This window comes from Trujillonella humicola, assembly GCF_046233715.1.
GTDB classification, from domain to species: domain Bacteria; phylum Actinomycetota; class Actinomycetes; order Mycobacteriales; family Geodermatophilaceae; genus Trujillonella; species Trujillonella humicola.
Genome location: NZ_JBJNRJ010000021.1, coordinates 59,651 through 68,527 on the forward strand (window position 1 = coordinate 59,651; position 8,877 = coordinate 68,527).

Consider the following 8,877-nt stretch of genomic DNA (forward strand, 5'->3'; position numbering starts at 1 on the left):
CTCACACTTGTCGTTTAAACGATCTGCCTGATTCAGTCACCACCACGACACCGCCTGCCTCGTGCACGGCGAGAGGAGGCCCGGTGGCAGGGCTCGACAGACTGGCCGACCGCGAGCTCGCCGGGATGGAGGCCATCTTCGTCAAGGGCGACGCCGAGATCCGGTCCCGGTCGACCGTCCTGGCGGTCTTCCCCCTCGCACGGACGCCGGACTTCGCCGACGTGCTCACCGCCTTCGACCGCGGCTCCCGGCTGGCCCGCCGGCTGCGCCAGCGGGTCGTCGCCCCGGTCGTGCCGATCAGCCGGCCGTACTGGATCGTCGATCCGGACTTCGACCTCGAATACCACGTCCGGCACGTGCGACTCCCCCACGGAGGCGGCCGTCAGGCGCTGCTGGACGCCGCCGAGCGCATCGGGCAGGTCCCCGTCGACCCCGCCCGGCCGCTGTGGGAGGCCACGCTCGTGGACGGGCTGGACGACGGCAGCGCCGCGATCCTGCTCAAGTTCCACCACGCCATCACCGACGGGCAGGGCGGCACCCGGATGCTGCGCGCCCTGTTCACCGACGAGCACGCGGTCGATGCCGGCGCCCTCCCGCCGGCGCCCGGGGTGGAGGACGTCACCGCCCTCGAACTGACCCGGCAGCGGATCGGCCACCTGCCGCTCGAGCTGACCGCGGGGGCGCTGGGGACCGCGCGCGGCGTCGCGTCCGCAGCGCTGCGCGGGCTGCGGTCGCCGCGCAGCACCGTGTCCGGGGCCCTGGACTACGCGCGGTCGGCGCGGCGGACCGTGGCGCCGGGGCCGGAGCCGTCCCCGCTGCTGCGCCGGCGCGGGATCCGGCGCGCCTACCGCTCCCTCGAGCTGCCCCTGGCCGACCTGCGCCGGGCGGCCAAGGCGCTGGGCGGCTCGGTCAACGACGCCTACGTGGCCGTGCTGTCCGGCGGGCTCGGCCGGTACCACGAGCGGCTGGGCTCCCCGATCGACGAGGTGCCGATCGCGATGCCGGTCAGCATCCGCCGTCCCGACGACCCCGTGGACGTGAACCGCTTCACCGGCATCCGCCTCGCCGCTCCGGCCGGTACGACCGACCTCGCCGAGCGGGTGCGGCTGATCGGTGCGCGGGTCGGCGCCGCCCGCTCGGAACCGGCGGTCGACGCCATGTCGACGCTCGCGCCGGCGGCGAGCTACCTCCCGCTGTGGCTCACCGAGGGCATCGCGGGGGCGCAGCAGCGGCGCACCGACCTCCAGGCCAGCAACATCCCCGGCTGGCCGGAGGAGGTGCACATGGCCGGCGTCCCGGTCACCGGTGCCTTCAGCTTCGGTCCGCTCGCCGGGACCGCTGTCATGGTCGTGATGACCACGTACGCCGGTCGCTGCTGCATCGGCGTCAACATGGACGCCCAGGCCGTCTCCGATCCCGACCTGCTCCACACGTCGCTGCAGGAGGCCTTCGACGAGCTGGTCCGGGCCGGGGAGCAGCGATGAGCACCGGCGAGCGACCCCCGGCGCCCACGCCGGCCCCGGCCGGGTCCGCGAACGGCCCGGCCCGCGGGCGGCGGACCCGGCGCGAGCCGGACGCCGCCGGAGCCCGTCCGCCCTCGGGGCCGGGTGCCGACGCCGGAGCGGGTACCCCGGTCGACCCCACCGACGAGCTGACCACCTCGGTCCTGCGCCTGACCGCGCCCGGCACCGTGGAGGGGATCCTCTCCTCCCCCGCCGGTCCACGCGTCGGCGTCTTCCTGGACTTCGACGGGACGCTCATGGCGGGCTACTCCGCGGCGGTCTTCGGCAAGCACCGCCTGCGCAGTCGCGAGGTGGGCAGCCGCGAGATCCTCCAGATGGGCCAGCTGTACCTGCAGAGCCGGGCCGGCCGGGCCGACTTCGCCGCCGCCATGGCGCTGACCGCGATGGCCTGGCAGGGACGGACGGACGACGAGCTGCACGAGCTGGGCCAGCAGCTGTACGACCGGGAGATCTCGGGACTGGTCTTCCCGGAGATGCGGGCCCTGGTCCAGGCCCACCAGCGCCGCGGGCACACGGTCGTGCTGAACTCCTCGGCGACCGAGTACCAGATCGGCCCGGTCGCCCGCGCGCTCGGCATCGAGGACGTCATCTGCTCCCGCCTGGAGGTCGTCGACGGCCGGCTCACCGGCGGGCTGGTCGGTGCCCTCCCCTGGGGCCCGGGCAAGGCCGACGCGGTCCAGCGGTTCGCCGCCGACCACGCCATCGACCTCGCCCAGAGCTACGCGTACGCCGACGGCGACGAGGACGCGGCACTGCTGCACCTGGTCGGGCACCCCCGCGCGGTCAACCCGGCGAGCGGCCTGGCGAAGGTCGCCGAGCGGCGTGGCTGGCCGGTCCTCCGGTTCACGTCGCGCGGCGGCGGGTCGCTCGGCCGGGTGGTCCGCAACGCCGCCGGCATCGCGGCCGTGCTCCCCGCGGCCGTGGGCGGCGCCGTCGTCGGCCTGGTCAACCGGGACAAACGGACCGGTGTCGACGTGGCCTTCCCGATGTGGGTGGACCTGCTGCTCGGCATCAACAGCGTCAAGGTCCGGGCCGTCGGGATCGACAACGCCTGGGGCGCGCGCCCGGCGGTGTTCATCTTCAACCACGTCAACAACTTCGACGCTTTCATCGTCGCCAAGGTCCTGCGCGGCGGGGTCAGCGGTGTGGGCAAGAAGGAACTCGGGAAGTCGCCGCTGTCGGCCTTCCTCGCGTGGGCATTGGACGCCGCCCTCATCGACCGGTCCGACTCCGCGAGCGCCGTCGAGGCGTTGCGCCCGGTGACCGAGCGCCTGGCGCGCGGCATCTCGGTGTCGATGTCCCCCGAGGGCACCCGCTCGGAGTCCGGGGAGATCGGGGAGTTCAAGAAGGGCGCCTTCCGGATGGCGATGCAGGCGGGGGTGCCCGTCGTGCCCGTCGTCCTCCGCAACGCCGACGTCCTGGGGTCGCGGAACTCGGCCACGCTGCGGGCGGGCACCGTCGACATCGCCGTCCTCCCGCCCGTGCCCACCGCCGACTGGACGCTGGAGGACCTGCCGGAGCGGATCGAGGAGATCCGCCGGTCGTTCCTCGCCACCCTGGCCGACTGGCCGCAGGGCGGAATCCTCCTCTGACCGACCCCACCACCCACGACACAGGGAGCGACATGCCCAGTTCCGTCCTGCCCGGCGCGGAGCCCTACAGCGCGCCCGGGAACCGGTCCGGCGTCCTCGTGCTGCACGGCTTCACCGGCAGCCCGCAGTCGATGCGGGGGCTGGCCGAGGCCTTCGCCGCCACCGAGGCCACCGTCGAACTGCCGCTGCTGCCCGGCCACGGCACCACGCCCGAGGACCTCGCGACGACCGGCTGGGAGGACTGGCTCCGGGCGGCCGAGGCGGCGCTGGCCGACCTGCGTGAGCGGTGCGACCGGGTCGTCGTGGCGGGCCTGTCCGTGGGGGGTGCCCTGGCGCTGCAGCTGGCGCGCAGCCATCCCGACCTCGCCGGCATCGTCGTGGTCAACCCCGGCATCGGTCCCGTCCCCGACGAGATGGCCGCACAGTTGCGCGGCGCCCTGGACGCCGGCGTGGAGTACATGCCGGCCCTGGGCGGGGACATCGCCGACCCCGACGCCCGCGAGGTGGCCTACGACCGCGTGCCGATCGCGGCGGCGCTCTCCCTGACCGCCGTGAACGCGGTGCGCGAGGGCCTGGCCGAGATCACCTGCCCGGTGCTGCTGATCACCACCGACGTGGACAACGTCGTCGACGCGGCGTCCAAGGACCTGGTCGGCACGGAGGTGTCCGGCCCGGTGGAGGTCCTGCGGCTGCACCGCAGCCACCACGTCGCGACGGTCGACTACGACCGCGCCGAGCTGGAGGAGCGGTCGGTGGAGTTCGTCACCCGGGTGCTCGCCGCCCAGGACGAGGTCACGCCCGGGTGACCCGGCGCAGCGCGGAACGGCGCCGCTGGGGCTTCCTCTGCCGGAGCGTGCTGTCGGCTCTGGCCACGGTCGTCGCCTTCCGGCCGCTGTCGACCACCAACGTCGTCGCCGCTCCCCTGTCGTTCGTCCTCGGCCTGCCGAGCAGCGAGCTCCCCCTGCACTCGCTGGCCGCCCAGGTGGGGGGAACAGCCGTCGCGGTCGGGCGCGGCCGCGTGCGCGGGGCCCCGGGCGTCCTCGGGCTGGCGCTGCGCCTCGGCGCCTGGGCAGGCCTCGTCGTCCTGCACCGCCGTGCGCTGCGATCCGGCGAGGTCCTGGACGCCGCCCTCGCCGAGGCCCTCGGCCCGGACTACCGCGACCACGTCGTCGACCCGCGGCCGCCCGTCGACCCCACGGTGCAGCGCCGGCCCGGGGTGGTGCGGATGGCCCGCATCTGGCGCCGGTACGTGCACGACGGCGATCTGAGCTACGGGGACGCCGGGCCGCGCAACATGCTCGACATCTGGCGGCGTCCCGACGTCGGGCCGGGCGCACCGGTCCTGCTGCAGATCCCGGGCGGCGCCTGGGTGATGGGCAACAAGCGGGGCCAGGCCCACCCGCTGATGAGCCATCTGGTCGAGCGCGGGTGGATCTGCGTCTCGATCACCACCCGCCTCTCCCCCGCGTCGACCTGGCCCGATCACGTCGTGGACGTGAAGAAGGCCATCGCCTGGATCCGCGCGAACATCGCCGGGTACGGCGGGGACCCTGGGTTCATCGCCGTCAGCGGCGGGTCTTCCGGCGGGCACCTCACCGCGCTGGCGGCGCTCACCGCGGGCGACCGGCAGCTGCAGCCCGGGTTCGAGGACGCGGACACCACCGTGCAGGCGGCCGTGCCCCTCTACGGCGTGTACGACTGGAGCGACCGGACCGAGACCGGGGGCGCGACGTTCCTCGGGCATGTGCAGCGGAACATCGTCAAGGCGAAGTGGGACGACGACCCCGCGCCGTTCCGCCAGGCGTCACCCATCGAGCGGGTGCACGCCGACGCGCCGCCGTTCTTCGTGGTCCACGGGATCAACGACAGCTTCGGGCCGGCGATCGTCCAGCCCCGGTCGTTCGTCCCCCGGCTGCGGGCCGTCTCGCGGAACGTGGTGGCCTACGCCGAACTGCCCGACGCCCAGCACGCCTTCGACACCTGGAGCTCGCCGCGGGCCGTGGCCACGGCGGAGGCGATCGGCCGCTTCCTGGGCGTGGTGTACGGCGAGCACCGAGCGGCGGCGCCCCACGACGCCTGAGGGCCCGGCGCCCCGGCGACCACGCCGGAGCGCCGGGCGTCAGCCCGCGCGGCGCCACTCCTCCCGGTACGGGCACTGCTTGCCGCCCACGGTGAGGCAGCCGCGTGCGCCTCGGTGCGGTCCTCGCCCAGCAGGACGAACTCCGCGCCGCGCACCGGCGTGCCCTGCGCTTCTCCAGGCCCTTGGCGACCACCTTCAGCGCCTGGGCCCGGTACCGGGTTTCGTACCCGGGGGGCCCAGCGCGCGGTGTCGACGGCTACTCCCGGGTCCCCGTCGGGATGTCGCTGGTCACCGGGCCTCCTGGGGCACCGGCGCCTCGCGGTAGCGGTCGCGGAGGAGCCGCTTGAGCAGCTTGCCGCTCTCGAGTCGCGGCAGCTGCTGGTCGAAGTCCACGCTCCGCGGGCACTTGTACCGGGCCAGCCGCGACTGGCAGAACGCCATCAGCTCCGCCTCGAGAGCCGGTCCGGCCTCGTTCCAGTCGACCGGCTGCACGACCGCCTTGACCACCTCGCCGAGGTCGGCGTCCGGCACGCCGATCACGGCGGCGTCCATGACCTTCGGGTGGGTCAGGAGGAGGTCCTCGGTCTCCTGCGGGTAGATGTTCACGCCGCCCGAGATGATCATGTTCGACACCCGGTCGGTGAGGTACAGGTAGCCGTCCTCGTCGAGGTAGCCGACGTCGCCCACGCCCACCCAGCCCCGGTCGTTGCGCGTGGCGGCGGTCTTGGCGGGGTCGTCGAGGTAGTCGAAGGGCACCCCGCCCTCGAACCACAGCTGGCCCGGCTCCCCCACCGGCAGTTCCTGGCCGGCCTCGTCGAGGACGTGCGGGATCCCCATCAGCGGCTTGCCGACCGATCCCTTGTGGGTCAGCCACTCGGGCGCGGTGATGAAGGTGGCCCCCATCGCCTCGGTGGCGCCGTAGTACTCCGAGATGATCGGACCGAACCACTCGATCATCCGTTCCTTCACCTCGACCGGGCACGGCGCCGCCGCGTGCACGACCGTCTGCAGGCTCGACAGGTCGTAGCGGTCGCGCACCTCCTGCGGCAGCTTCAGCATGCGGACGAACATCGACGGGACGAACTGGGCGTGCGTCACCCGGTGCCGCTCGATGAGGGCGAGGGCCTGCTCGGGATCGAACCTCTCCATGACCACGACCGTCCCGCCGAGCCGGTGCACGCCCATGGTCCAGACCATCGGCGCCGTGTGGTACAGCGGCGCGGGGTTGAGGTAGACGCCGCCCTCGGCGAAGCCGACGGCGCGCAGGAACATCACCGTCGGGTCGCCCTCGAGGTTGATCGGCTTGCCCGACAGGGGACGCTGGATGCCCTTGGGGCGTCCCGTCGTCCCCGACGAGTACTGGAGGAGGTCCCCCTCCTCCTCGTCCTCGACGGGCTCGGACGGCTGGCCCGCCGTCGCCTCCTCGTAGGACTCCCAGCCCTCGATGGTCCCGCCCATCATGAGCCGCACCTGCAGCGCCGGGGCGACCTCCGGGGTGAGCGCACCGGCGGCCTCGGCCAGCGTGTGCGACGTGACGATCGCCTTCGCGCCCGAGTTCGTGACGATGTACTCGACCTCGGTCCCGGTCAGCTGCCGGTTGATGGGCGTGAAGTACATGCCCGACCGCCGCGCCGCCCACGTCACCTCGTGCACGTGGGCGTTGTTCTCCAGCAGGACCGCGACGACGTCGCCCCGGCCCAGGCCGCGCTGCCGCAGCAGGTGCACGAGCCGGTTGGACCGCTCCTCCAGCTCCTCATAGCTGACGGACTCGCCCGATCCCATGACGACGGCCGCCCGGCCGGTCCCCACCCAGGTACGCGGGTACATCGCTCCACCTCTTCCTCGAGGCCGCGTCGTTGCGGTCATCGCCCCCGGGTCGTCCGGTGGCCGCGGCGAGGGCGATGCCCTCCCGCGGCAGCCTAAGAGGTGACTAGTCGAACTGAATAGCCTCTGGCGCCCGCGCCGTGAGGTCCCGAGCCCCTCATGCCCGTGGAGGCTCGGGCGGGCGGTCCGTCGTCGCGCGCTCCAGCTGACGACGCAGGGCCCGGACCTGCGCCTCGAGCCGCTTCATCCCCGCCTCCAGAGCCTCGACGTCCCGGTCGTTGGGCAGCCGCATCAGCCGCATCAGCCGGCGCTGGTAGGCGGCCTGGAGACGGACCGCCTGGTCGACCAGGTAGCTCAACTGACCGGAGCGCACCCGCAGCTGACGCAGGAGCAGTGCCTGCAGCGCCGCCTGCCTCCCGGCGTTCCTCGCGCCCTCGCCGTCGAGCCGGAGGAGGTCGAGCAGCCGCTCGGCCGTCGCGTCCATCGCGTGCACCGCGTTGTCCAGGATGAGATCCATGGCGAAGAAGCCGTGCACCTCGTCCGGGTAGTGCAGGTGCTCGCTCCGCACGCCTGCCTGCCGCAACCGGTCCAGGTAGACGATGCCCTCGTCCCGCAGCGGGTCGTGGCCGGCCGTCACGATGACCGCGGGGGGCAGTGCGGAGAGATCCGCGGTCGTCATCGGGCTGTACCGCGTCGAGTGCGGGTCGATGGCGCCGGCGACGTGGCCCTCGAACCACCGCATGGCGGTCAGGTCGAGCGCCCCTCCGTGCGCGTTGCGGGCGCGGGCGGGCTCGTGCTCACCGGACAGGGAGGGGTACACGAGGACCTGGACCGCGAGAGGGACGTCGGCCTCGGCGGAGTACTCCTGCGCCACGACCGCCGCGACGTTGCCGCCGGCCGAGTCGCCGCCCACGCCGATGCGGGTGGGGTCGACGCCGAGACCGTCCGCGGTGGCCACCACCCAGCGCACGGCGGCCAGCGCGTCGTCGTAGGCGTCGTGGATGTCGTGCTCGGGCGCCTTGCGGTAGTCGACGCAGATCACGACGGCGCCCGTCCGCGCGGCGAGGCTGCGCGCCGTCGGCTCCGCGGTCGACAGGTCGCCGAGGACGAACCCGCCGCCGGCGAACCACACCAGCGCCGCCCGCGGGGCGCGACCACCGTGCGGCGTCACGATCCTGATCGGGACGGGCCCACCGGGGCCGGGGATCCTCCGGTCGACGACCGAGGCGACCGATGGACGCGCGGCCACCATCGGCATCATCGAGCTCATCCGCCGCCGCGCCGACCCGACCGACACCCGGTCGGTGAGTCCGCCGTAGCGCGACATCCGCCGCAGCAGCGCCTGGGTCGAGGGGTGCAGGTCCGGCGCCTGCAGCCCGCCGCTCTCCGCGAGCTCGTCCAGCGTCGGGGAGGAGAAGTCCTCGGTCGTCGCCTCGGTGCTCACGCCCGCCGCCGCCGGGACAGCCCGCCGGGGGACGCCCGGGCGGTGACGGGGGCGGGACTCCTCGGGCCCGTGGGCCCCGTGTCGGTTCAACTCGTCCTCCACTCGCACCCGGCCCGGCTCCGACCGAGGCCTGCCGCCCGGCTCCGTTGCCCGGCGTCGGGCACACAGTGGCATCGACGGGGGCTGTTCGGTGCGTTCTCGGCAAGGCCGCCGCGCCGCGCCGGCTCATCGGCCCCGGCATACCCGCGACGCACGTCCTGACACTTTCGTCATCTGCGGCTCCGTGAGACGGCGCCCGGGCCGGCGCGGACGCTCCCGCCGCCTGACAGTGAGGATGTGGAGGACGGAGTCACCCCGGCGGGTCTGACTCTCCGCCTGACCGACGCTTGGCTGTCTTTGGCTGGATTCGTCGAT

At 73.9% G+C, this 8,877-nt stretch carries 6 protein-coding genes; 4 read left to right on the plus strand and 2 right to left on the minus strand.

Going from position 1 to position 8,877, the window contains the following annotated elements; genetic code table 11:
- Window positions 1-83 precede the first annotated feature (83 nt).
- Genes ACK586_RS12860 through ACK586_RS12875 form a run of 4 tightly spaced genes read left to right on the plus strand, consistent with a single transcriptional unit; the run spans window position 84 to window position 5,195 of the window.
- Window positions 84-1,484, plus strand: a complete 1,401-nt coding sequence (locus ACK586_RS12860) for a wax ester/triacylglycerol synthase family O-acyltransferase (protein ID WP_409330881.1) — start codon at window positions 84-86, stop codon at window positions 1,482-1,484.
- The gene (locus ACK586_RS12865; protein WP_409330882.1) at window positions 1,481-3,115 is read left to right on the plus strand and encodes an HAD-IB family hydrolase; all 1,635 of its coding nucleotides are present in this window, start codon (window positions 1,481-1,483) and stop codon (window positions 3,113-3,115) included. The genes ACK586_RS12860 and ACK586_RS12865 overlap by 4 nt, the downstream gene beginning before the upstream one ends.
- Before the next feature lie 32 nt (window positions 3,116-3,147).
- The gene (locus ACK586_RS12870) at window positions 3,148-3,921 is read left to right on the plus strand and encodes an alpha/beta hydrolase (protein ID WP_409330883.1); all 774 of its coding nucleotides are present in this window, start codon (window positions 3,148-3,150) and stop codon (window positions 3,919-3,921) included.
- Window positions 3,918-5,195, plus strand: coding sequence for an alpha/beta hydrolase fold domain-containing protein (locus ACK586_RS12875; RefSeq protein ID WP_409330884.1), 1,278 nt, complete (start codon window positions 3,918-3,920; stop codon window positions 5,193-5,195). Before ACK586_RS12870 ends, ACK586_RS12875 begins: the two co-directional genes overlap by 4 nt.
- A 288-nt stretch (window positions 5,196-5,483) precedes the next feature.
- Here ACK586_RS12875 and ACK586_RS12880 read toward each other — a convergent pair whose 3' ends face one another.
- On the minus strand, window positions 5,484-7,022 hold the full coding sequence (locus ACK586_RS12880) for an acyl-CoA synthetase (RefSeq protein ID WP_409330885.1): 1,539 nt from the start codon (window positions 7,020-7,022) through the stop codon (window positions 5,484-5,486).
- 154 nt (window positions 7,023-7,176) lie between these two features.
- Complete coding sequence (locus ACK586_RS12885; RefSeq protein ID WP_409330886.1) at window positions 7,177-8,463, minus strand: alpha/beta hydrolase; 1,287 nt, start codon at window positions 8,461-8,463, stop codon at window positions 7,177-7,179.
- Window positions 8,464-8,877 lie beyond the last annotated feature (414 nt).

What these genes read in the sequence shown, in the direction of transcription:
- ACK586_RS12880 (WP_409330885.1), bottom strand. Translation starts at nt 7,022, where the DNA reads ATGTACCCGCGTACCTGGGTGGGGACCGGCCGGGCGGCCGTCGTCATG.
- ACK586_RS12870 (WP_409330883.1), top strand. Translation starts at nt 3,148, where the DNA reads ATGCCCAGTTCCGTCCTGCCCGGCGCGGAGCCCTACAGCGCGCCCGGG.
- ACK586_RS12865 (WP_409330882.1), top strand. Translation starts at nt 1,481, where the DNA reads ATGAGCACCGGCGAGCGACCCCCGGCGCCCACGCCGGCCCCGGCCGGG.